The organism is Burkholderiaceae bacterium DAT-1 (genome assembly GCA_019084025.1).
Classification (GTDB): Bacteria; Pseudomonadota; Gammaproteobacteria; order Burkholderiales; family Chitinimonadaceae; genus DAT-1.
This window is the reverse complement of the sequence record JAHRBI010000002.1, coordinates 207915-230011: the sequence shown is the minus strand read 5'-3', so window position 1 is coordinate 230011 and position 22097 is coordinate 207915. Positions and strand designations below refer to the sequence as shown.

The 22097-nt window shown below is 55.7% G+C and carries 20 protein-coding genes; 11 read left to right on the top strand and 9 right to left on the bottom strand.

Annotated features, from left to right (window positions below; translation table 11 throughout):
- Window positions 1-53: 53 nt before the first annotated feature.
- Window positions 54-662, bottom strand: coding sequence for a LysE family translocator (locus KSF73_04305; protein ID MBV1774933.1), 609 nt, complete (start codon window positions 660-662; stop codon window positions 54-56).
- Between the two features lie 129 nt (window positions 663-791).
- Between KSF73_04305 and KSF73_04300 the strand changes: the two genes are divergently transcribed.
- On the top strand, window positions 792-1268 hold the full coding sequence (locus tag KSF73_04300) for an Lrp/AsnC family transcriptional regulator (protein ID MBV1774932.1): 477 nt from the start codon (window positions 792-794) through the stop codon (window positions 1266-1268).
- A gap of 12 nt (window positions 1269-1280) precedes the next feature.
- Here the strand turns inward: KSF73_04300 and tal are convergent, their stop codons facing one another.
- The 3 genes from tal to phoB all read right to left on the bottom strand — a co-directional run bounded on the left by tal (window position 1281) and on the right by phoB (window position 4528).
- Complete coding sequence (gene tal / locus KSF73_04295) at window positions 1281-2354, bottom strand: transaldolase (GenBank protein ID MBV1774931.1); 1074 nt, start codon at window positions 2352-2354, stop codon at window positions 1281-1283.
- Window positions 2355-2463: 109 nt separating this feature from the next.
- The gene (gene phoR / locus KSF73_04290; GenBank protein MBV1774930.1) at window positions 2464-3771 is read right to left on the bottom strand and encodes a phosphate regulon sensor histidine kinase PhoR; all 1308 of its coding nucleotides are present in this window, start codon (window positions 3769-3771) and stop codon (window positions 2464-2466) included.
- A gap of 70 nt (window positions 3772-3841) precedes the next feature.
- The gene (phoB, locus tag KSF73_04285; protein ID MBV1774929.1) at window positions 3842-4528 is read right to left on the bottom strand and encodes a phosphate regulon transcriptional regulator PhoB; all 687 of its coding nucleotides are present in this window, start codon (window positions 4526-4528) and stop codon (window positions 3842-3844) included.
- A gap of 245 nt (window positions 4529-4773) precedes the next feature.
- Between phoB and KSF73_04280 the strand changes: the two genes are divergently transcribed.
- From KSF73_04280 to KSF73_04240, 9 genes are all read left to right on the top strand, one after another.
- Window positions 4774-5148, top strand: coding sequence for a DUF971 domain-containing protein (locus KSF73_04280; GenBank protein ID MBV1774928.1), 375 nt, complete (start codon window positions 4774-4776; stop codon window positions 5146-5148).
- Between the two features lie 79 nt (window positions 5149-5227).
- Complete coding sequence (ubiE, locus tag KSF73_04275; protein ID MBV1774927.1) at window positions 5228-5965, top strand: bifunctional demethylmenaquinone methyltransferase/2-methoxy-6-polyprenyl-1,4-benzoquinol methylase UbiE; 738 nt, start codon at window positions 5228-5230, stop codon at window positions 5963-5965.
- 107 nt (window positions 5966-6072) lie between these two features.
- Entirely contained in the window at window positions 6073-6744 is a 672-nt protein-coding gene (locus tag KSF73_04270; protein ID MBV1774926.1) for an NYN domain-containing protein, read from the top strand.
- Window positions 6741-7313 (top strand): hypothetical protein, encoded by a 573-nt coding sequence (locus tag KSF73_04265; GenBank protein MBV1774925.1) that lies wholly within the window; start codon window positions 6741-6743, stop codon window positions 7311-7313. The genes KSF73_04270 and KSF73_04265 overlap by 4 nt, the downstream gene beginning before the upstream one ends.
- Window positions 7314-7362: 49 nt before the next feature.
- Window positions 7363-8877 (top strand): ubiquinone biosynthesis regulatory protein kinase UbiB, encoded by a 1515-nt coding sequence (gene ubiB / locus KSF73_04260; protein ID MBV1774924.1) that lies wholly within the window; start codon window positions 7363-7365, stop codon window positions 8875-8877.
- A gap of 100 nt (window positions 8878-8977) precedes the next feature.
- On the top strand, window positions 8978-11737 hold the full coding sequence (gene ppc / locus KSF73_04255) for a phosphoenolpyruvate carboxylase (protein MBV1774923.1): 2760 nt from the start codon (window positions 8978-8980) through the stop codon (window positions 11735-11737).
- A 107-nt stretch (window positions 11738-11844) separates the two neighbouring features.
- Window positions 11845-12690 carry a dienelactone hydrolase family protein gene (locus tag KSF73_04250; GenBank protein ID MBV1774922.1) on the top strand — a complete coding sequence of 282 codons (846 nt, stop codon included), beginning with the start codon at window positions 11845-11847 and terminating at the stop codon, window positions 12688-12690.
- 105 nt (window positions 12691-12795) lie between these two features.
- Entirely contained in the window at window positions 12796-13608 is an 813-nt protein-coding gene (locus KSF73_04245; GenBank protein ID MBV1774921.1) for a UDP-2,3-diacylglucosamine diphosphatase, read from the top strand.
- 77 nt (window positions 13609-13685) lie between these two features.
- Complete coding sequence (locus tag KSF73_04240) at window positions 13686-14537, top strand: zinc-dependent peptidase (protein ID MBV1774920.1); 852 nt, start codon at window positions 13686-13688, stop codon at window positions 14535-14537.
- Here the strand turns inward: KSF73_04240 and KSF73_04235 are convergent.
- From KSF73_04235 to KSF73_04225, 3 genes are all read right to left on the bottom strand, one after another.
- Window positions 14497-16779 carry an aminotransferase class V-fold PLP-dependent enzyme gene (locus KSF73_04235; GenBank protein MBV1774919.1) on the bottom strand — a complete coding sequence of 761 codons (2283 nt, stop codon included), beginning with the start codon at window positions 16777-16779 and terminating at the stop codon, window positions 14497-14499. The genes KSF73_04240 and KSF73_04235 overlap by 41 nt on opposite strands.
- A gap of 245 nt (window positions 16780-17024) precedes the next feature.
- A complete protein-coding gene (locus tag KSF73_04230; protein MBV1774918.1) occupies window positions 17025-17855 on the bottom strand; it encodes a hypothetical protein in 831 nt (276 codons plus the stop codon).
- A 116-nt stretch (window positions 17856-17971) separates the two neighbouring features.
- Window positions 17972-18469 carry an acyl-CoA thioesterase gene (locus KSF73_04225; GenBank protein ID MBV1774917.1) on the bottom strand — a complete coding sequence of 166 codons (498 nt, stop codon included), beginning with the start codon at window positions 18467-18469 and terminating at the stop codon, window positions 17972-17974.
- A 119-nt stretch (window positions 18470-18588) separates the two neighbouring features.
- Between KSF73_04225 and KSF73_04220 the strand changes: the two genes are divergently transcribed.
- Window positions 18589-19023 carry a cytochrome c gene (locus tag KSF73_04220; GenBank protein ID MBV1774916.1) on the top strand — a complete coding sequence of 145 codons (435 nt, stop codon included), beginning with the start codon at window positions 18589-18591 and terminating at the stop codon, window positions 19021-19023.
- Window positions 19024-19097: 74 nt separating this feature from the next.
- Here KSF73_04220 and KSF73_04215 read toward each other — a convergent pair whose 3' ends face one another.
- Together KSF73_04215 and mnmA are read right to left on the bottom strand one after the other, a co-directional pair.
- On the bottom strand, window positions 19098-20909 hold the full coding sequence (locus KSF73_04215; protein MBV1774915.1) for an aminopeptidase P family protein: 1812 nt from the start codon (window positions 20907-20909) through the stop codon (window positions 19098-19100).
- A 74-nt stretch (window positions 20910-20983) separates the two neighbouring features.
- Window positions 20984-22051 (bottom strand): tRNA 2-thiouridine(34) synthase MnmA, encoded by a 1068-nt coding sequence (gene mnmA, locus KSF73_04210; protein MBV1774914.1) that lies wholly within the window; start codon window positions 22049-22051, stop codon window positions 20984-20986.
- Between the last annotated feature and the right edge of the window lie 46 nt (window positions 22052-22097).

Sequence of the window (22097 nt, the reverse complement as noted above, 5' to 3'; positions counted from 1 at the left end):
CGGCAAAAAGGCCGATGTATACACATCGGCCTTTTCTATTTTATGCCTGTTCATCAACCCGCAATTAGATGAACAGCCAAGCCGCCAAAGACTGTTCCAACAATCCATCGCTGCCACTTTCCGCTTTTCCCCCCACCCACTTTCCTCGCGACACGATCGGCGGTAAAGGCATAGAACACATCAAAGCATAGCCCTGTCATCACAAAAATGGCACCTAACGCAACGAATTGCGCCCACAAAGGGCCATTTTCGCCGTGAACAAACTGAGGCAAAAACATACCGCAGAAGATGACAGCTTTGGGGTTCAGCAAGTTGGTTAGAAAACCCCGCCTGAAGGCTGTCGATGCATCAGTCTGTTCAATCAGCGTCGCACTGCCCTTGCTGCGCAAAATACCCCATGCCAGCCAAGCCAGATAGCCGGCACCTGCATAACGTATCACCATGGCAAACATCGGATAGCGCACCATCAGCGCAGCCAATCCCATCCCGGACAAAATGGCATGCAGGAAGCGCGCGCAGGCGACACCCAGTGCCGTCCGAATGCCTATTCGTGCGCCCTGTGCCGCACTACTACTGAGAATCAGTGCCATATCCGGCCCGGGCACCACATATACCGCGACAAGTGCCACCATAAACAGTGGCAGTTGATTGAGATCCAGCATGAAAACCACCAAAAAGCACATCAAGAATCAGAGGCAATTGTGCACGTCTTTGCAGGCAAATTCCTTGCCATTCACTATCAAAAATCGTCTAAAATTGAACGAATCTTTCAGTTTTAATGATAAATAGAAATGAATGACTCACTCGATCTGCTGGATCGCAAAATACTTGCTGCACTGCAATCCGATGGACGCCTAAGCAATGCCAGACTGGCAGAACAACTTGGCATGAGCGAAACGCCGTGCTGGCGGCGTTTGCGCCGACTGGAGCAGGATGGATATATCCGGGGCTATCAGGCGCGACTGGATCGCAAACGTCTGGGACTGGGTGTGATTGCGTTTGTGCAGATTAGCCTGGCCAGTCATAGCACAAACGATATTCCCGCATTTGAAGCGGCTGTTCAGGGCATCGACGAAATTGTGGCCTGCCACAATATTGCCGGTGAATCAGACTACATACTGGAAGTGATGTGCGCCGATCTGGATGCGTATGGCGACTTTGTGCGGGATGTATTGCGAAGCTTGCCCGGCGTCAGCGCCATCCGCTCGAGTCTAGCGCTGCGAGAGGTCAAGTCGTCGGGCGCGCTCCCCATCCGGGCAGCGCGCTGACTCACAGGCCGATCACGCCAGCAAAGCGAGTAACTTGTCGAAGGCCTCGTCAAACAGCTTCAATCCTTCAGACTGAAGTTCGACACCGATATCATCCATCTTGATACCGAGTTCAGCCAGCCTGTCCAGGACTGCACATGCGTCGTCTACCTGTGCCACCAGTGCGGCAGACGCATGGCCATGATCACGGAAGGCAGCCAGCGTTGCATCTGGCAATGTATTCACCGTATCCGGACCAATCAGCGAGTCAACGTAAAGCACATCCGAATACGCAGTATTCTTGGTGCCCGTACTGGCCCACAGCAGACGCTGAATATTTGCACCAGCCGCACGCAGATCGGCACACTCCTCACCTTGCCAGCGACTCATCCAGCGCGCATAGGCTGCTTTTGCCATCGACACCGCGACTTTGCCACGCAATGCAAGTGCATCACCACCCAGTGCATCCAGCTTGGGATCGATTTTGCTATCCACGCGAGACAGGAAAACACTGGCCACCGACTGGATGTGATTCACCGCACCACCTGCAGCGATGCGTGTGCGCAAACCAGCCACGTATGCATCAAAGACCTGATCGCAATGCTGCTGGCCAAACATCAATGTCACGTTGACATTGATTCCGTCTGCAATTGCGCCAGTAAACGCAGCCAGACTTTCCGGCGTCGCCGGAATCTTGATCATGGCATTGGGACGATTGATATCAGCCCACAGACGGCGTGCAGCGGCCAGTGTCCCCGCGCCCTCGCGCGCAAGGCGTGGCGACACTTCCAGACTGACATATCCATCCAGTCCTGCACTTTGCTGGTAGATACTGGCAAATTGATCGCAAGCTGCCTGTACATCCGGCACGGCCAGTGCCTCAAAACGGGCTTCAGCATCCATCGCCTGCGTCTTCAGGCGTGCCAGATCATCAGCATAACCCGCGCCCGAAGAGATCGATTTCTGAAAAATCGCCGGATTGGACGTTACGCCAGATAGTCCATCCTCGGCAATCAGCTTGCCCAGAGGGCCTGCCAGCAGTTCACGTGAAAGATTGTCCAGCCAGATGCGCTGGCCAAGTGGTTTGACAGCAAGCAAAGGATTCATAAGTAAACGATCGTAGTGATATTTCAGGATGATGTTAAAGGCAGTTGCCCTGCAATGCCAGACATACTCATAAAAAACGGCAGATTGTCTATCTGCCGTTCAGGGATGCTTACAAAGATGCGGATTGCAATTCGTCGGGACTCAGTGTTCGATTAGCGGGAAAGCGTAAGGAAAAGCAACTTCCCTTGCCCATTTCCGACGTCACCTCCAGGCGACCCTGATGGCGCTGCAAGATATGCTTGACGATCGCCAGCCCCAGCCCCGTTCCACCCGTTGCTCGCGAGCGTCCACGATCAACCCGGTAAAAGCGCTCGGTGAGACGGGGAATATGCTGTGGCTCGATCCCGATGCCTGTATCTTTAACCGAAAATACACCGCCCATATCATCTGCGCGCCACGACAATCGAATCTCTCCGCCCTCCGGGGTGTAACGCACAGCATTGCTGACAAGATTACCCAGCGCGGAATGCAGCTCATCATAATTGCCACGCAAGCCCACCTGATCACACTGCTCTACCGTGACGGTATGGCGTCCCTGTGAAATGCCATCCGCCTCGGAAGCAACCAGCTGAATCAGCGAGGCGACATCCACGCGATCCTCGCGCATTTCGCCGCCGTTTTCGAGCTTGGACAGAGCCAGCAAGTCCTCCACCAGTCGCTGCATGCGCTGAGTCTGTTCGTACATCATGCGCATCTGCGATTCGCGAGTGGCCTGATCCAGATGCGGCATGTCGATCAATGTCTCGAGAAAGCCCCCTACCACGGTCAGCGGCGTACGCAATTCGTGCGACACATTGGCGACGAAGTCCCGGTGCACCGTTTGTACGCGCTCAAGCTGGGTAATATCGCGACTCAGCAATAGCTTGCGGGTACTGTCAAATGGCACCAGTTGAATCGACAGTACCAGCTCGCCTAGACGCAGGATCACAGGGTGCGAATAGTCCTGCTCGCTCAGATAACGCTGGAACACCGGCTGGCGCACCAGATAGGCAATGTGTTGCCCAAGGTCTTTTTTGCGATCCAGTCCCAAGTGCTGCATCGAGCGCGGATTACACCATTCGATCCGGTCGCTGGTATCCAGTACGACCACCCCCTCGGGCATTGCTTCCCCCGCGGAAATAAACCGGTCCAGCGCCTGCGAAAGCATGCGCTGATTTTTGCCCTGCACTCTCACCAGGCGGTACAGGCGATTGAACACATTGTCCCATACCCCCATCGATGCAGGCACATTGCCAACCTGGGGATCATCGAGCCAACGAGCCAGTCTGGACAGATTCCCCAGATGGTAGCCGAGCCAGATCAACAGACCCGCAATCAATAGACCTTCAGCCCATGCAAAGCCCAGCATTAAATAAAACAACCAGGCAGCAAACAGCGCGCTGGAAAAAATGATCAGAGTACGCCACCAGAACATCATCGGCCTTCAGGAGAAAGACACACACGTGCAGCCCAGGTTGGACTGCACGCAACAGCAAATTGTATGGCGATTATTGACCGGAGAAGCGATAGCCGGTGCCACGCACCGTCTGGATCAACTCATCATGCTGTGTCGCTTCGAGCGCCGAACGCAACCGCCGGATGTGTACATCGACTGTACGCTCTTCAACAAACACGTGATCACCCCAGACATGATCCAGTAACTGTGCACGCGAATGCACTCGCTCCGGATGTGTCATAAAGAAGTGTAGCAGCCTGAACTCCGTTGGGCCGAGGTCGATATTATTTGCATGACCGGACACACGATGCGTAGCCGGATCAAGACGTAATCCACGAATCTCGACTACATCGTCGGTCATTTGCGGTGCGCGGCGGCGCAGCACCGCCTTGATACGCGCCTGCAATTCGCGCGGGCTGAATGGCTTGGTGATGTAGTCATCCGCACCACTTTCCAGCCCGCTGATCTTGTCTCCCTCATCGGAGCGAGCCGTCAGCATGATCAGCGGAATGGGACGTGTCCGTTCGTCTGCGCGAATCTTTTTGGCGAACTCGATGCCGGACATACCGGGCAACATCCAGTCCAGCAAAATCAGGTCCGGTAGCGCATTACGCACCATGGCCAAGCCAGACTCAGCCGAATCGGCACGAATCACCAGATGCCCTGCCTGCTGCAAATTGAAGGCAATCAGCTCCTGAATCGCTGGTTCGTCTTCTACCAACAGAATGTTTGCGGCCATGAACGCGGTTTCCCAGAAATAATGTTCGGATAGGTATCCGGCAGCACATGGAGATCATCGTGCCGGTACAGCAATATTGCGAGCTTAAGACGTCAATGTGATGGAAATATTACAAGTACGCAGACAGACCTCAAGCAGACCACTTGATTGCCACTCTGAGTGCCATATGTATATTTCCGTTATCCCCTGCCACAAATCTGTGACAGCCGTCTATAATCAGGCTTTTGGCCGGATATCAATCTGTTATGGCAGGTCTGGATTCATCCACACCGCATCCTGTTTCGCTGACGCTCAGGCAAGCATCCCGGGTGCTGGATATCGCCTTCGACAATGGCGAGTCTTTCTCGCTTCCGTGCGAATATTTGCGGGTGTTCAGTCCGTCAGCAGAAATACGGGGTCATGGCGGCGGTCCGCATCTGACCATCGGTGGCAAAATCGACGTCAATATTGTCGCGATCGAGCCTGTTGGTCATTATGCAGTGCGCCTGCAGTTTGATGATGGGCATAATAGCGGCATTTATAGCTGGTCCGAATTACGCGAGCTGGGCATAAATCAATCTGCCAACTGGCAGGATTATTTATCGCGGCTTGAACACGCAAAGTTAAGGCGCACCGCCTGACCGAACACCAAGACTTGCCTCTAAATGGCTTGCGTTTCTATCGGACATTGATTGCGTTTTGGCAGAAAAGTATCTTGAGATGAGCGATAAAACTACCCACTTTGGATTTCAGACCGTTGCAGAATCAGAAAAGGCTGCAAAGGTTGCAGGTGTTTTTCACTCCGTCGCTCGCAAATATGACGTCATGAACGATGTCATGTCTGCAGGCCTGCATCGCCTGTGGAAAATATTTGCTATCGAACAAAGCGGGGTACGCACTGGCCATCGCGTTCTGGATATTGCGGGCGGGACGGGCGATCTGTCACTTGCCTTCACCAAACGGGTGGGGAAAACGGGTCAAGTCTGGCTGACCGACATCAACAGTTCCATGCTCACCGTTGGTCGTGATCGCCTGCTGGACAAGGGCGTAATGCTTCCTGTCGCTCAGTGCGATGCCGAGAAACTGCCTTTTCCGGACAACTACTTTGATTGCGTCACCGTGGCATTCGGTTTGCGCAATATGACGCATAAAGACGATGCGTTGAGAGAAATGTACCGAGTGATCAAGCCGGGTGGGCGTTTACTGGTACTGGAATTCTCACAGGTGTGCAAACCTCTTGCACCATTGTACGATCTGTACTCATTCAAGCTTTTGCCTAAAATGGGTGAAATGATTGCGGGCGATTCGGAGAGTTATCGCTACCTGGCTGAATCTATCCGTAAACACCCGGGCCAGGAAGAACTTGCACAAATGATGCGTGATGCTGGCTTCCCTCGTGTCGATTATCACAATATGACAGGTGGCATCGTCGCTCTGCACAAAGGTTTCAAGCTGTAAGGTTAGCCGTACCTGTCCGGTGCAACACAGACAGGGATAATGATGACTCGCAGTACGCATTTGATTGATGTATCACTATTCACGCTATTTATTAAGGACATTTGAACGTGCCTATCGGTTTGTTTATTGATGGTGCTTACGCTTACAAGGCATTTGGTCGGGAAAAGATCAATTACCTTGAGTTGCGCAAGCTGGTTGAAGAGCTTCTGGGCGATCGGGTTGACGAGGGTTACTTCTTCAACGCCGACGACAATCAGACTATGGCGTCGAAGTTGCATAACGCGCTTTCCTTTCCTTACCCGAAAGGGCCGGGTCTGCGAGTCAAGAATTACTGGCTGCAGAAAAAGCAGCTGTACTGGCCAACTCACCTTGGCGGCGGTCCGGTAACCCACCCGTCGATGCCTGATATCAACTATGAAATCACCACGCAGAAGGCAGTGGATGTGGGTCTGGTTTATCACATGACCCGCTCCTTCCATAAGCGCAAGTGGGATAAACTCGCCCTGTTCGCCGGCGATGCGGATTTCCATGAGCCGGTGCAGAATCTGGTCGAAAACGAAAATGTCGATCTGTATCTGATCGGTTCACTTGGTAGCATCGCAGATGCACTGCGTCCGTATGCGCGTCGCGTGATTGAAGTGGATTCACCAGAAATCAAGAGCCGCCTGCGCTTTACCGATCGCTTTAACGACCGCTGGCCGCAACAGCGGAGCGATGATACTGCCAATGCAGCACCGGATGTGTCTGACAGTTCGCAGGACGACACCGAAGAAGCATGATCCGGCTTGCTCCGCTCAATCACCTCCTGGCACAGCGCTCAGATCTACGGGCGCTGTTGTCACGTCATGCGGGGCAATCTGCTCGTATTCAAGTAGGGCTCATTTCACTGTCGTTTTCGATCGATGGCGACGGCTACCTGTGTGATACGGCGCGCGCACCGGACGCCATCGTCCAGATTTCACCGCTGCTCCTGCCCAGACTTGCACTGGGCGACCTTCAGGCTGCGCAGTCCGTCAGAATGGAGGGCGATCCTGCTCTCGCCGCAGATCTTGCCCGTGTCCTGCAGCAACTGGACTGGGATGCAGAGGCCGATCTTGCCCGCCTAACCGGTGATGTCACCGCCAACCGGATCGTCAACAGCCTGAAGCACTGGTTCGATTCCCCAGGCAAGATGGCAGGCCATTTCGCAGAAGCGAGTGCCGAATACCTGCAGAACGAAGCAGCCATACTCGCGTCTGGCGCGGCTCAGCACGCCTTCGCGGGCGATGTCGATATGCTTCGCGATGATCTTGCCCGCATTGAGCAACGCCTGAAAAACCTGGAAGACGGATCGGTGCATCAAGCATGAACCATGCAATATCCCTCCCGCTTTCCCGCCCTCTGTATTGCATCTAATCATGTTTTTACTGCGACTTCTGCGCATTTTGCTCACCGTCTTCCGTTTTGGTCTCGACGAATTCATCCTTGGTCATGAGCGCGTGCGCGGGCTGGAAGCGCTGGTTCGCATCATCCTATTCTGGCGCAGGCTCGATCAGCCTCGTGGCGTGCGCTTGCGGCTGGCACTGGAATCACTGGGGCCCATCTTCATCAAGTTCGGACAGGTACTGTCTACCCGCCCGGATCTGGTACCGCATGATCTGACTGTCGAGCTTGCACAACTACAGGATCGCGTTCCGCCATTTGCGCCTGAACAGGCACGGCACATCATCGAAACCAGTCTCGGCAAACCCGTCGAACAGCTGTTTGCCAGTTTTGATGCCGAGCCCATTGCCTCCGCCTCGGTTGCGCAAGTTCATCGCGCCACCCTGCCGAATGGCAAGCGGGTAGCAGTAAAAGTGCTGCGCCCCGGCATTCTGACTGTGATCGAGCAGGATCTGGCGTTGCTGCGCGTGATGGCATGGCTGGTAGAAAAGCTGTTTGCCGATGGAAAGCGCCTCAAACCACGCGAGGTCGTCGCAGAATTCGACATCTATCTGCATGATGAGTTGGATCTGCAACGCGAAGCGGCTAACGCCAGTCAGCTTCGCCGCAACTTTGCCAATAGCGACCAGCTCATCGTCCCGGAAGTGTACTGGGACTACATTTGCCGTGACGTGATGGTCATGGAATGGATGGACGGCACACCGGTTTCGCGCATCGATGAACTGCGGGCGGCCGGTATCGACCTCAAAAAGCTCGGCCGATACGGCGTGGAAATTTTCTTTGCGCAGGTGTTCCGCGACGGCTTTTTCCATGCTGATATGCATCCGGGTAACATTCTGGTCGCCGCAGACAATCGCTACATTGCACTGGATTTTGGTATTGTCGGCACCCTGTCGGAATACGATAAACGCTATCTAGCCATCAATTTCCTGGCCTTCTTCAGCCGCGATTACAAGCGGGTCGCCACCGCGCACATCGAATCGGGCTGGGTACCGGAAGGCACCAGCGCCGAGGCACTGGAAGGTGCAATCCGCACGGTGTGCGAGCCCATTTTCGACAAGCCGATTTCACAGATTTCCCTGGGCCAGATTCTGCTGCGCCTGTTTGAAACCTCGCGCCGCTTCAATGTTTCGATTCAGCCGCAACTCGTTTTGCTGCAGAAAACCTTGCTGAATATCGAAGGTCTGGGCCGCGAACTTGATCCCGAACTGGACCTATGGGATACGGCCATGCCCTATCTGCAGCGCTGGATGAACGAGCAGGTGGGCTGGCGCGGACTGCTGCGTACCATTAAACATGAAGCACCTTACTGGGCGGAAACGCTGCCCAAACTGCCGCGGGCAATTGTTGCGCTGTCAGATCAAGGGCTGCAGCGCCAGCAACTGGCACTGCAGCAATCCATGCTGGAAGCTGCCCGTCAGCGCAATCGCTGGCTGGTGTTGCTGACGCTGGTCGGCATCGGCCTTCTGTTGAATGTTGCATTGCGGTAACGTTTCGGCAATATATCGATTACGTAGTAAAATTACATTTCACTACCCCGACAATTTGCCATAGTCTGTAGGCTTTCACCGTTGCAGCTGAAAGCCTCCCATGTCCCTGTACGACAATGCCGCCGCCAAGGATCTGCCGCTCGAGCAGGATCTCGCCCTACTCGCCCGTTTGCTTGCCGACACCATTCGCACCCAGTCGGGTGATGAAACGCTGAAGCATATCGAATCCATTCGCGAGCTGGCGGTGCGTTTCGTCTGGGAAGCCGATACCGAAGCAGTCAATGGTCTCACCGCGATGCTGACCACACTCGGCCATGACAATACCGTGGCACTGGCGCGTGCTTTCAGCTACTTCTCGCATCTGTCCAATATTGCCGAAGACCTGCACCATAATCGCCGCCGTCGTTGGCACCAGATTCAGGGTAGCCATGCGCAGCGTGGCGGCGTAGCGCATGCCCTGCAGGCACTGAACGAGGCGGGCGTGCGCATGGAGTCGGTACGCGATCTGCTGAATCAGACACTGATTGTGCCAGTGCTGACTGCGCATCCCACCGAAGTCCAGCGCAAAACCTTGCTCGATAGCGAACGCGCCATCGCCGGATTACTGAATGCACGCGATCGTTCGGCCCTGACACCCGAAGAGCTGGAAGACAATGAGCGCGCCCTTCGCCGAGTATTGCTGACGCTGTGGCAAACACGCGAAATCCGCTCATTCAAGCTGACCGTACGCGATGAAATCGAGAATGGTCTGTCCTATTTCCGTGCCACCTTCCTTCGCCAGCTTCCACGCCTGTGCCTGGACCTCGAAGATCGATTGAAGGCAGCAGGCGATGAACGCGGCGAGCTCCCGCCTTTCATGCATGTAGGTTGCTGGATCGGTGGTGATCGCGACGGCAATCCCTTTGTTACGCCAGATGTGACACGACACGCGGTCGGACGTCAGGCTGCCATCGCCATCGACTTTTACTACGAGCAGGCCGGCAAGCTGGAGGAGGAATTGTCGGTCTCGTCCCGTCTGGTCGGGGTCGATCCTGCCGTTCTGACGCTTGCCACCGGTGCACCCGAGCAACCGCAAAGCCGCACCGAAGAGCCCTATCGCCTTGCCATGGCGGCCATTCGCCAGCGCATTCTGGCCACCGCCCACACGCTGGGTCGCTTCCGCGGCAACATCATGCCGGCGGAAGGCGTACAACCCTATGCACGCCCGGAAGACCTGAGTGCAGATCTGCGCATGCTGGCGACCTCGCTCCATGCCCACGGTTCTTCACTTCTGGCGGATGGCCGTCTGCGCCGCCTGATTCGTGCGGTGGATATCTTTGGCTTTCATCTGGCGCCACTGGATATGCGCCAGCACAGCGGTGTGCACGAAAAGGTGATGAGTGAACTGTTTGCCGGTGCAGGTCTGGAAGAGTATGCCGCACTCAATGAATCATCCCGCTGCAAAGTCCTGCTGCGCGAACTAGCCAGCAGCCGCATGTTGAAGACGCCGCTGGCAGCCTATAGCGAAGAGGTGCAGAAGGAGCTGGCCATTGTCGCCATGGCCGCCGACATCCATGCTACTTACGGCGCAGCCGCACTGCCCAACTACATTATTTCCAACGCGCAAAGTGTGTCCGATCTGCTGGAAGTGGCTGTCATTCTGAAGGAGGCCGGGCTGGTCGCACTCAACCCCACCTGTCGCGCGCACGTCAATATCATCCCGCTGTTTGAAACCATCCCCGACTTGCGTGGATGCGATGCCATTGTCCGGGAACTGCTTGCCCTGCCTGCATGGCGTGAACTTGTCGCGGAACGCGGCGGGGTACAGGAAATCATGCTGGGCTACTCAGACAGCAACAAGGACGGGGGCTATCTCACCTCCAACTGGGAGCTGTATAAGGCAGAGGTCAAGCTGGTCGACGTCTTCCGTGAGGCAGGTGTACGCATGCGCCTGTTCCACGGACGCGGCGGTTCGGTCGGTCGCGGCGGTGGCCCGAGCTTCGAGGCCATTCTGGCGCAACCTGCCGGTACGGTTGCTGGTCAGATTCGCGTCACCGAACAAGGGGAAGTGATCGCCGCAAAATATGCCGATCCGGAAATCGGCCGCCGTAATCTGGAAACACTGGTCGCCGCAACGCTGATGGCCAGCTTTCCCGAAACCATTTCCAGTGCTCAGGATACGCCGGAGCATTTCGAGCTGATGGAAACGCTCTCCGCGCTGGCTTACAAGGAATACCGGGATCTGGTGTACGCCACGCCGGAATTCATCACGTATTTCCGCGAAGCCACGCCGATCTCCGAAATTGCCAAGCTCAATATCGGCAGCCGACCGACAGCCCGCAAACCCAGCAACAGCATCGCCGACCTGCGGGCGATTCCGTGGGTGTTTTCGTGGGCGCAATCGCGCCTGATGCTGCCGGGCTGGTATGGGTTCGGCACGGCGATCGAGCAATACCGCAAGGAGGCAGGCGAGGCCGCAATTGACGAGCTGGCAGCACTTTACCGCGACTGGCCTTTCTTCCGAGCCGTCATCAGCAATATGGAAATGGTGTTATCCAAGAGTGATATTCATCTGGCGGGACGCTATGCCTCCCTAGTGCAGGATCAGGGCATATCCAGCCGGGTATTCGGACGCATCCGGGCCGAATGGCGTCGGTCCATTGAAGCCGTATTGCTGATTACCGGCCACAAGGAATTGCTTGCCGATAATCCGCCACTGGCGCGCAGCCTGAAAAATCGCCTCCCGTATCTCGATCCGCTGAATCACCTGCAGGTCGATCTACTGCGCCGCTTCCGGGGTGGAGAGGAAAGCGAGGATGTCCTCTATGCGATTCATCTGACCATTAACGGGATTGCGGCAGGTTTGCGCAACAGCGGGTAACCCTCACTGGCGGATTGCTGCGCCTTACCCTATTCTCATGCCCGATAGCCGCCCGGCGCCGGGCATTTCTACTTGCATAACCGGCATCCCCTCATTTGGAGAAAGACATGAGCACTGAGGCAGTCGATACTACCCGCCGCAACTTGATCACTGGTGCCCTCGCGAGCGGATTCGCGCTTGCGGTTCAACCACTCGCTGATGCTGCCACGATTACGACCTCCACAGACCATCTCGTCGCGGGCGAAGTCAGCATTCCCGTGGGTGACAAACACATGCCGGGTTACCGCGCGATGCCAGAAGGCGACGGCCCATTCCCGGTGGTGCTAGTCGTGCAGGAAATCTTTGGCGTACACGAGCATATCCGTGATGTCTGTCGCCGGTTTGCCCGTCAAGGCTACCTGGCAGTGGCACCAGAGCTCTATTTCCGTCAGGGCTCGGTGGCCAATCTGCCGTCCATTGATGACATCATGAAAATCGTCCGCGAAGTGCCGGACGCACAAGTCATGGGCGATCTCGATGCGACAGTTGCCTGGGCCAAAGCGAGCAGCAAGGGCGATACCGGCAAACTCGCCGTCACCGGCTTCTGCTGGGGTGGCCGTATCACCTGGTTGTATACCGCACATAATCCGGGCATCAAGGCGGGCGTGGCCTGGTATGGCCGGCTTGTCGGTCAGCCCTCTGCCAACAATCCCAAGCATCCGGCAGACCTGGCTGCGCAATTGCATGCGCCTGTTCTGGGGCTTTACGGTGGCGACGACAAGGGCATCCCGCAGGAGTCGGTCGACACCATGCGTGCCGCCATCAAAGCAGCCAATAAGCCGTCTGAAATCATCGTGTATCCCAATATGCCGCATGGCTTCCATGCAGACTATCGCGAGACCTATCGCGAGGAAGCAGCGAAAGACGGATGGAAACGCCTGCTGGCGTGGTTTGCTGCGAATGGTGTGAAGTAACCACAGTCCGGGCACCGTTTATCAGCATTCCCGAACTTTAAACATTCCCGTCATCTTCACCCGCCATGCTGTGCTCCCGACGACATTCTGCGTAGGGAGCACATCATGAGCAAAGCCGAACACCATTACCGTGCCATCTGGATTTCCGATGTTCATCTGGGTACCAGTGGCTGTCAGGCTGATTATCTGCTCGATTTCCTGAAGCACAACGAATCCGAATACCTCTATCTTGTCGGCGACATCATCGATGGCTGGGCACTCAAGCGCGGCTGGTACTGGCAGCAAAGTCATAACGACGTCGTGCAGAAAATCCTGCGCAAAGCGCGCAAAGGCACCAAGGTCACCTATATCGCCGGCAATCATGATGAGGTGATGCGCCAGTTTCTCGGGCTGGCCTTTGGCGGCATCGACATCTGCGACGAGGCTGTACACACCACGCTGGATGGACGCAAACTACTGGTGCTGCATGGTGATCTATTCGATGCAGTGATCCAGTGCGCGCGCTGGCTGGCGGTTGTCGGTGATCATGCCTATACCGTCACACTCAAACTCAATCGCTGGTTCAATCACATCCGTGCACGCCTCGGGATGGAATACTGGTCCCTATCGCAATATCTAAAACATCGCGTCAAGAAGGCGGTGAGTTTTGTCTCGCAATTCGAGGAGGCGGTAGCCAGGGAAGCACGCGCCCGAGGCATGGACGGCGTGGTATGCGGCCATATCCACAAAGCGGAAATGCGCGAGATTGATGGTGTACTGTACTGCAATGACGGAGATTGGGTAGAAAGCTTGAGTGCCTTGGTCGAGACGATGGAAGGCGAACTGAAAATCGTGACCTGGCAGGCACTTAAGTCGCCAGAAGGCCAGCGGCATCTGCCTGCAGAGCAGTTGGAGCCAGAATCGGTTTCACTCGCGTAAGGCATTGCCTCTTGCAATTGGCGTAGTCAGCTTCACCTATCGGATATTCAGGGTAATCCCTTATTTCCGGAGGCGCCATGCTGGCCGCACTCACCTCAATGATCAAAGCCTGGATCAAACCTGCAGATCCATTAGATACACCCGTCTGGCAACAAATTCGCAGCAGAGTGCCCCAGTTAGCAATGCTGGATGAACCCACCCGAACAGGGCTTGAGAAGCAGATGCGACGCTTCCTGCGCAGCAAATCCATCAGCGGCGCCGAAGACCTGACCATTACACCCGCCATGCGGCTGCTGATTGCTGCCTTTGCCTGCCTGCCAGTCGCAGCACTGGATACCAAGCCCTATCGCGACTGGCATGAAGTGATTGTGTATCCGTCAGCCTTTCTGAGCCAGGAACGCTGGCAGGATGCAGCCGGCCTCACCCATGAATCGCAGCGGCCGCTGGATGGCATGGCTCGGGGAGATGGACCGGTATTGCTGTCCTGGCCTGCAGTGCTTGGGAGCCTTCAGCGAGATGGGGGCAATGTGGTGATACATGAGATCGCCCACAAGCTCGATATGATGCGGGGGGGAGAAGCCAATGGGGCACCGCCCCTGCATGCTGGCATGTCCTACCAGGATTGGAAATCTGCTTTCACCTATGCCTGGCAAGATACGCAAGCAAAAGTGGCATGGGGCGAACCCTCTGTCATCGGCGCGTATGGCGCCACATCACCCGCCGAGTTTTTTGCTGTGAGCTCAGAACGCTTCTTCGAAGCACCGCAGGCGCTCGCACAGGCTTATCCGGGGGTATATGCACAATTACGAGCCTTTTACAGACAGGATCCGCTCAGCCGTTATCACACGACGCAGTCCGTTTATGAAACATCTACCCCGCATCACGACACTAGCTCAATGATGCCGGCCAGAATGCCGCGCCTCCACTGAGCTGCCAGACATTGCGCCAGCCGAGCCGGCGCAAGCACTGCACTACCTGAGCGCTGCGATTACCGCTGCGGCAGAATACCAGTATGGGTCGATTGGGATTGAGTAAACCGCCTGCCAGTGCATTCACAATTCGCCCCAGTGGTACCGAAAGCATACTGCAGCCGTGAGGAGCAAGAGGTGTCCCGGCCAGATGCTCCGCCTGCTCGCGAACATCCAGCAATAAGGTATCCGGATTGACCTCTACAAAGCGCGCAACTTCTGCTGCAGGAATGCTAATTCCCGCAATCGAGGGAACCGCCTCACGCGTGCCACATAAAATCGTCGTGCCCGTTGGCTCCGGCAGCCCTTGATCCAGTCGCATCTTGCGTTCGGAAAAATGCGCCTCACTGCTGAGCCCTGCCAGCACGGCCTGAATCAGCGGCTGAATTTCACCCTCTGTCGCCAGTGTGGTAACCAGCAAATTATCGTAATCATGGGTCGGGCACAGAATAGTATTCGGCTCAGCGACACGCCCCAGCATTTGAAGCGAGGCATAGAGGTCGGCCGTTGAGCTGCTGGCAAAATCAGTGCGCCCCATTCCCCCAGTCAGAATCATGTCGCCGCAAAATGCCGCCTGGGCAATAAAGGCATCGGCGGATTCACCAAGGAGATAGGTCACGCTATCAGCGGTATGCCCAGGCGTTGCAAGTCGCGCCAGATATTTCCGGCCCAATTTAATGGCGGGCAACGTCATGCCCTGCTTGTGCGTGACCTGAATGCCAGTGGAAGGCCAACCTAAAATATCGCGACTCTCATGCAGGAATCCGGGTGCCAACAGCGAACTGAAATGGGTGGCCGCACTATGATGATCCGCATGACCATGAGTATCCAGTACAGCCAGCACTGACAGGTGCGCTGCCTGAATGACTTGTGTAAGCTTGGGCACTAACGATGCCACGGGATCGATCACCACACAGCAAGCTGACTGCCGATCAGCAATCAGCCAGCTACATACGCCATCAGCACGGAACTGCGAAATTCCATCAATATCTGATGAATGTGCAGCATCTGCAATCATGCCGCTTTCGCGCATCGCATTGCCGCAGCGCTTGATGAGCAAACAGGCCTCATCGATAAAGACCTGGTCGGTCGCCGGGCCAAAGGACATACGCACGGCGGAAGCAGCCTGCCAGTCCGGCACGCCCATTGCCTGAAGGACGTAGCTAGGCAAGGCTTTACTGGCACCACACGCCGACCCCGCACTGACCCGGATACCCGCAGCATCGAATACATCCATGATGTCTTTGCTAGAAAGTCCGGGCACCGAAAAATTCACTGTTGTTGGTAAACTGCCCGCCAATGGCGCATTGAGCACCAACCCTGGAAATGACTGATACAGCGCATCCAGCAACTGCTGACGATAGCTCTGCAGTACATCATGCTCTTTAAATACCAGCCCGCTTTCCAGCGCCTCAAACACCGCCCCAAGTGCAGCAATGCCGCTCATATTTTCAGTGCCCGATCGAGCTCCCGACTCTTGTCCGCCACCTACGATCAGGGGGGTAAATGGAGCGCCAGCACGCACATACAGCATACCGATGCCTTTTGGTGCATACAGCTTGTGGCCTGAAAACGGCGCATAATCAATGCGCGTCTGATCCAGTTTGAGCGGCAGCTTACCCAAAGCCTGCACACCATCTACCATCCATAGTGCCGACGATCCTGAGAGAGCAGCCTCGATCCCTTTTAGATCCGAGATCACGCCCGTCTCATTATTGCCCGCCATCGTGCACACCAAACCGGCATCACGGGCGTGGGTACGAATGAAGTCGAGGTCGTGCAGACCATTTTGATTCACAGGAATGGAACGAACATCCAGATTGAGTCCGAGCAACTGATTCCAGTGATTCAATGCTTCCGGTACAGCCTTATGCTCGGTCGCACCATATAACAGTAAAGACGGAATCACCTGCCCGTCCGCACGGCGCGCACGTAAATTGGTCAGCGCAGATAGCACTGCCGTCTGAATCCCTTCTGTCGCACCGCTTGTAAACAAGATTCGGCCTTTGCTCGCACCCAGCCAACGCGAAGCCTGTTGACGTACCTTGTCCATCATCGCCTTTGCAGGCAATCCTCGGGAATGTACGCTACTGGGATTACCGAACTCTGCCAGCATGGCTTGATACGCCGCATTCGCAACAGCAGGCAATACCGGCGTAGTCGCATTGGCATCCAGGTAGATTTCGCGAGGAGCGACAGACATTTTTAATCTTTCAAGTTATTTAAAGTCGCGCAATCATTCCATATGCGCATAATAAATATTCTAGCAGTATGCAGCATCAGCTGTACCGGTACAGTTAAAGCAACTCTCGCCGATAATGTTCAGGTTATGCAATGCGCACATAAAGCACAAAGATTACCCGGCCGATCATTCAGACACAGCGGCATCCGAACAAAACAAAACCCGCCACAAGGACGGGTCGTTGAAACACAAAAACCTGAGCAAAGCTAATCAATCGCAACGGGCTGATTCTGGATCACCACCAGCTGCTTGCGATATTCAAGTCCACGGTCCGGCCAATCTGCCGCGTACTGCTTGAGCACTTCCGCTGCCTCAGGAAAGTCGACACCATTAATCCGGCAATCCGCTGAAATTTCGCCATGTGCATCACGCGCCGCAAATAGACGAATCGCATGAAATCCATCGTCCGCTAACTGATCTTCCAGCACTTCCATGCAGCGGGTCACCATACAGCACGGACAAAATGGGTGATGTTCACCGGATTGGGATGCTGGAAGCGGGACATCGCTACTGGTCACAAAATGCACAGGCTCACCCAGCAGCACGCGACGGTGCGCCGGTACAGACACCTGCTGAACTTGCGCAAGCGGCTTGAGCAAGGCAGAAGCTTTCGGCGTGTGCAATAAAGAATCCGCCAACACCAGCAAATCCACTTTCACCCATGAGCGGAAACCGTTTTCGATCGCATCATCCACGTCTTTGCCAAGGGCATGCTGGAATTCGGAAATTCCGTCGGGAAAGCGCTGCGGATGAATCATCCGGATACAAGTGACAACACGAACCGCACCACTTTCGAGGGCTCGAGACTTGGTCAGCTTGGCCTCAAGCGCAATGCCATTCGCCAGCACAATGGCTTCCGGATTTGCCGTAAACGCGATCTCGAATTCACGCAATACGCTTGCAAGCAAATCGGACACAGGCGTCACCAGCGGTACGGCGATGGGCGATGGCGTGGCCATGACGGTGGTCGCCAATGCTTCGCGGGAAGGCTTGCCACCCTTGGTCAGGCGCGTCCAGATGGAAGTAAACAGCTTCATGAAGATTCGATCGCCCGCGGCTCGCAAAATGAGCCTCATTGTCTCAGGTTCCCTGCACAATTTCGAGTATAAATCAGTTAAATTTGAGGCATTTCAATACACTTCGGCCAAGTGGCTCAATCCAGTCCTCCCGACTCCCCTGCCTTGAGATCATGGTGAAGAGCCGCCTCATCCAGGCGGATCGCTTTGCGGTGCTTTGCCTCCTGATTACGGCGGCGATCTGTTTCGCTCTCACATACCAGCGACGGGACAGCAACAGGCCTGCCTCCTTCCCCCACCGCGACCATCGTGAAATAACAACTATTGGTATGCCGCACCACGCCGGATGCAACATTTTCCGCAATGACCTTGATCCCGACCTCCATGGAACTGGTGCCGGTATGGTTCACGGTTGCCAGAAACGTCACCAGCTCGCCCACATGAATCGGCTGTTTGAATGTCACCTGATCCACAGACAGGGTGACCACATAACTTCCCGCATAGCGGCTAGCGCACGCATAGGCCGCCTGATCCAGTAACTTGAGAATCGTGCCGCCATGAACATTGCCCGAAAAATTAGCCATATCCGGTGTCATCAGCACCGTCATTTCCAGGGTTTTGCGACCTGATTGCATATTTGCCTCCTGCACGACACAATAATTAAAGTCAGCACGTCTTAAAATAATCCTATCTTTACTGTAATCCGTGCCGAGGCTTGTCACCAGCTCACCACTCAACGTCGAGGAAACTGTCCGTGAACATTCGTATTTCTCTATTGATCGCATCCGCCATTGCGGCAGTATCCACACTGGCTCAGGCCGATGCACTGGCCGATCGCAAAGAAGCATTTAAAGCCATCAAGGAACCCTTCAAGGTGGCACGCGGTGTGGCCGAAGGCAAAGTAGCCTATGACAAAGCGGCTTTCGAAAAGACAGCTGCCGAGCTCGTTGAGGCCGGTAAAAAGCCATGGGCTTTATTCCCGGCAGGCTCGGGCGGAGGAAAAAGCGAAGCCCGTCCTGAAGTGTGGAGTAAACCCGCGGAATTCAAAGCCGCTGCAGACAAATTCCAGGACGCCACATTGAAGCTGGCCGATTCAGCAAAAGCGGGCGAACTGGACAAGATCAAACTGGCTATCGCAGCCGTCGGTGAGACATGCAAGGCTTGCCATAAAGACTTCAAGAAGGACTAAGCTTCGGCGTCTAACTTGAAGCCATAAAACAAAAAGGGGCAATCATTGCCCCTTCTCTCATTTCCACCACGCAATCAAAGCACAACTGCCTCTGTCCGCCTCAGCAGCCATGCCAGCGCTGCACCGGACACATGCGGAGCCAGGCGAGTGCGCACTGTCGTATGGTAATCATTCAGCCAGGCAATTTCATCCCCACGCATTAATGTGAGATCCAGACAGCGTGTATCAATCGGGCACAAGGTCAGCGCTTCGAAGCGCAGGAAGGTGCCGAATTCGGTGGCCGGCTCCTCGACAGTCAGCACCAGATTCTCGATCCGCACGCCATGACGACCCGGCTTGTAAATACCCGGTTCGATGGAGGTAATCATGCCCGCCAGCATCGCGGTGTGCGCTTCAGGCATGGCATGCGGCGAGATGGTTTGCGGGCCTTCATGTACATTCAGGAAATAACCTACGCCATGCCCGGTGCCGTGGCCGTAGTCTACGCCTGCCTCCCAGATCGGCGCACGCGCCAGCGCATCCAGCATCGGCCCTTTGGTACCCACCGGGAAGCGCGCACGGGACAGATTCATCATGCCCTTCAGCACCAGCGTAAAGTCGCGCTTTTGCTCTGCGCTCGGCGTACCTACCGGCACAACACGGGTAATATCGGTGGTACCGCCATGATACTGACCACCTGAATCGATCAGCAGCAGACCATCGCCACGAATCACCGCATGCGATGCCTCGGTTGCGCGGTAGTGTGGCAGCGCGCCGTTGGCATTAAATCCGGCAATGGTCGCGAAACTCGGGCAGGTAAAGCCGGGGCGGCGTGCACGGGCAGCCGTAATCTGCTCGTCGATGGTCAGTTCGGTGATGGTGTCACCTGAAGCAAACGCCCCTTCCAGCCAGCTAAAAAATTCTGCCAGAGCCGCGCCATCCTGCTCCATGGCTGACCGCACATGCGCCACTTCTGCAGCGGATTTACGCGACTTGGCAAAGGTAGAGGGATTGATGGCTTCAACGATTGGCACCTCTGCCGGAATTGCCTCGCGGAAGCCAAACGTAATACGGCGCGGATCAATCAGAATGATCTCAGTCGCGGCAAGCGCGCCAAGCGCAGCCTTTGCCTCGGCATAATCACGCACGTGCACATTGTCTGCCGTCAGACGTGCTGCCAAGTCCGGCGAGACCTTGCCTGCCCCCACAAACAGTGTCGCACCATTCAGATCGATGAGCGCATGCGCCAGAAACACCGGGTTGAAATTTACATCCGAACCGCGCAGATTGAAGATCCAGCACAGATCATCCAGTGTTGAAACGAAATGCTGAGTTGCCCCGCTCTCGCGCATGGCTGAGCGCACGGCAGCAAGGCGATCTGCACGGGTTTGCGTTGCGTATGGTGCAAGATGTTCGTAAACAGGCGGTTCTGGCAGACTCGGACGATCTGCCCACGCTGCTCCGGGCACATCCAGATCGGTGCGCAGGGTAACGCCCGTGCCAGCCAGCACAGCACGCAGCGCACGTTCCCCCGCCAGAGCCAGCATGTCGCCATGAACAGCAATTGTCTGACCCGATTTCAGATTGGCAGCCACCCAGTCCAGATGCATCGCACTGGCTGCTGACGGGATTTTCATCAGCTGCACGCCAGTCCCGGCCAGTTCGGCCTCGCCTTGCACCCAGTAACGACCATCCGCCCAGACGCCAGCAAAATCCAGCGTCACCACCAGCGTACCCATGGAACCGGTAAAGCCGGAAAAGTACTCACGCGACTTAAAGCGCTCGGGCAGGTATTCGGATAGATGCGGATCACTGGAAGGAACCAGCACTGCATGGACGCCGGCTTCGTGCATCGCAGCGCGCAGCCGTTCGAGTCGGGCAGGAACAGGAGAGGAAATGGCGGTCATGATGGCGTCCGGAAAATGGATCATGACCGCATTGTGCGACAGCCCCAGGCTGCCGCATAGATACAGGCGTCTGCCTAAAGAATGATGCCACCGCCCAGACAGGCAGCACCATCGTAAATCACCACGGATTGCCCTGGCGTCACCGCCCATTGTGGCTCATCGAACACCACATGCATCTCGCCATCTGCAATCGAAACAATCTCGCAGGCAGCATCCTGCTGACGATAGCGGGTTTTAGCCGTATAGCGTCCCAGTGCAGGGGGCTCATCGGCTACCCAGCTCAATTGCCCCGCCCGTAATTCGGGATACAGCAAAGCCGGATGGTTATGCCCTTGCACCACGATCAGTTCATTGCGCTGCAGATCCTTGCCGGCAACAAACCACGGCTCGCCCGGCCCGCCAATACCCAGTCCCTGACGCTGGCCAATGGTGTAGTACATCAGCCCCATGTGCTCGCCAACCTGCTTGCCTTCTGGTGTCTTCATCACGCCCGGCTGACGGGGCAGGTAGCGATTGAGGAAGTCGCGGAACGGGCGCTCGCCAATGAAGCAAATACCGGTCGAGTCCTTTTTGGCATAATTATGCAGACCTGCCGACTCGGCAATACGGCGAACCTCAGTCTTTTCCAGCTTGCCCAGCGGAAACATGGCGCGGGAAATCTGCGACTGGTTCAGGCGGTACAGGAAATAGCTCTGGTCCTTAGCTGCATCCGCACCGCGCAACAGGCGCGTTTTGCCATTGGCGTCGATATCGGTATCCGCATAATGGCCGGTCGCGATCTTTTCTGCACCCAACTCGATGGCGTAATCCAGAAAGGCCTTGAACTTGATTTCGGCATTGCAGAGCACATCCGGATTCGGCGTACGCCCAGCCTGATACTCGCTCAGAAAATAACTGAATACGCGATCCTTGTACTGAGCTGCAAAGTTCACAAGTTCGATATCAATCCCGACCACATCGGCGACCGCGATCGCATCACGCGAGTCTTCCTTGATTGAGCAATACTCGTCATTGTTATCGTCTTCCCAGTTCTGCATAAATACGCCGATCACGTCATAGCCTTGCTGTTTCAACAGCCAGGCTGTCGCGGACGAATCCACACCACCGGACAAACCAACCACAATGCGGGGGGCTTTACTCATGACTTCTTTCAAACGAACAATTCTAACGACACAATCCGACAGGCAA

Bases quoted from the DNA above. Each gene is read 5' to 3' on its own strand.
- ppc (MBV1774923.1), top strand. From the start codon at position 8,978: ATGTCCCTGTACGACAATGCCGCCGCCAAGGATCTGCCGCTCGAGCAG.
- KSF73_04230 (MBV1774918.1), bottom strand. From the start codon at position 17,855: ATGAAGCTGTTTACTTCCATCTGGACGCGCCTGACCAAGGGTGGCAAG.
- phoB (MBV1774929.1), bottom strand. From the start codon at position 4,528: ATGGCCGCAAACATTCTGTTGGTAGAAGACGAACCAGCGATTCAGGAG.
- KSF73_04225 (MBV1774917.1), bottom strand. From the start codon at position 18,469: ATGCAATCAGGTCGCAAAACCCTGGAAATGACGGTGCTGATGACACCG.
- KSF73_04215 (MBV1774915.1), bottom strand. From the start codon at position 20,909: ATGACCGCCATTTCCTCTCCTGTTCCTGCCCGACTCGAACGGCTGCGC.
- KSF73_04235 (MBV1774919.1), bottom strand. From the start codon at position 16,779: ATGTCTGTCGCTCCTCGCGAAATCTACCTGGATGCCAATGCGACTACG.
- ubiE (MBV1774927.1), top strand. From the start codon at position 5,228: ATGAGCGATAAAACTACCCACTTTGGATTTCAGACCGTTGCAGAATCA.
- phoR (MBV1774930.1), bottom strand. From the start codon at position 3,771: ATGATGTTCTGGTGGCGTACTCTGATCATTTTTTCCAGCGCGCTGTTT.
- KSF73_04265 (MBV1774925.1), top strand. From the start codon at position 6,741: ATGATCCGGCTTGCTCCGCTCAATCACCTCCTGGCACAGCGCTCAGAT.
- KSF73_04305 (MBV1774933.1), bottom strand. From the start codon at position 662: ATGCTGGATCTCAATCAACTGCCACTGTTTATGGTGGCACTTGTCGCG.
- KSF73_04240 (MBV1774920.1), top strand. From the start codon at position 13,686: ATGCTGGCCGCACTCACCTCAATGATCAAAGCCTGGATCAAACCTGCA.
- KSF73_04245 (MBV1774921.1), top strand. From the start codon at position 12,796: ATGAGCAAAGCCGAACACCATTACCGTGCCATCTGGATTTCCGATGTT.
- KSF73_04300 (MBV1774932.1), top strand. From the start codon at position 792: ATGAATGACTCACTCGATCTGCTGGATCGCAAAATACTTGCTGCACTG.
- tal (MBV1774931.1), bottom strand. From the start codon at position 2,354: ATGAATCCTTTGCTTGCTGTCAAACCACTTGGCCAGCGCATCTGGCTG.
- ubiB (MBV1774924.1), top strand. From the start codon at position 7,363: ATGTTTTTACTGCGACTTCTGCGCATTTTGCTCACCGTCTTCCGTTTT.
- KSF73_04250 (MBV1774922.1), top strand. From the start codon at position 11,845: ATGAGCACTGAGGCAGTCGATACTACCCGCCGCAACTTGATCACTGGT.
- mnmA (MBV1774914.1), bottom strand. From the start codon at position 22,051: ATGAGTAAAGCCCCCCGCATTGTGGTTGGTTTGTCCGGTGGTGTGGAT.
- KSF73_04280 (MBV1774928.1), top strand. From the start codon at position 4,774: ATGGCAGGTCTGGATTCATCCACACCGCATCCTGTTTCGCTGACGCTC.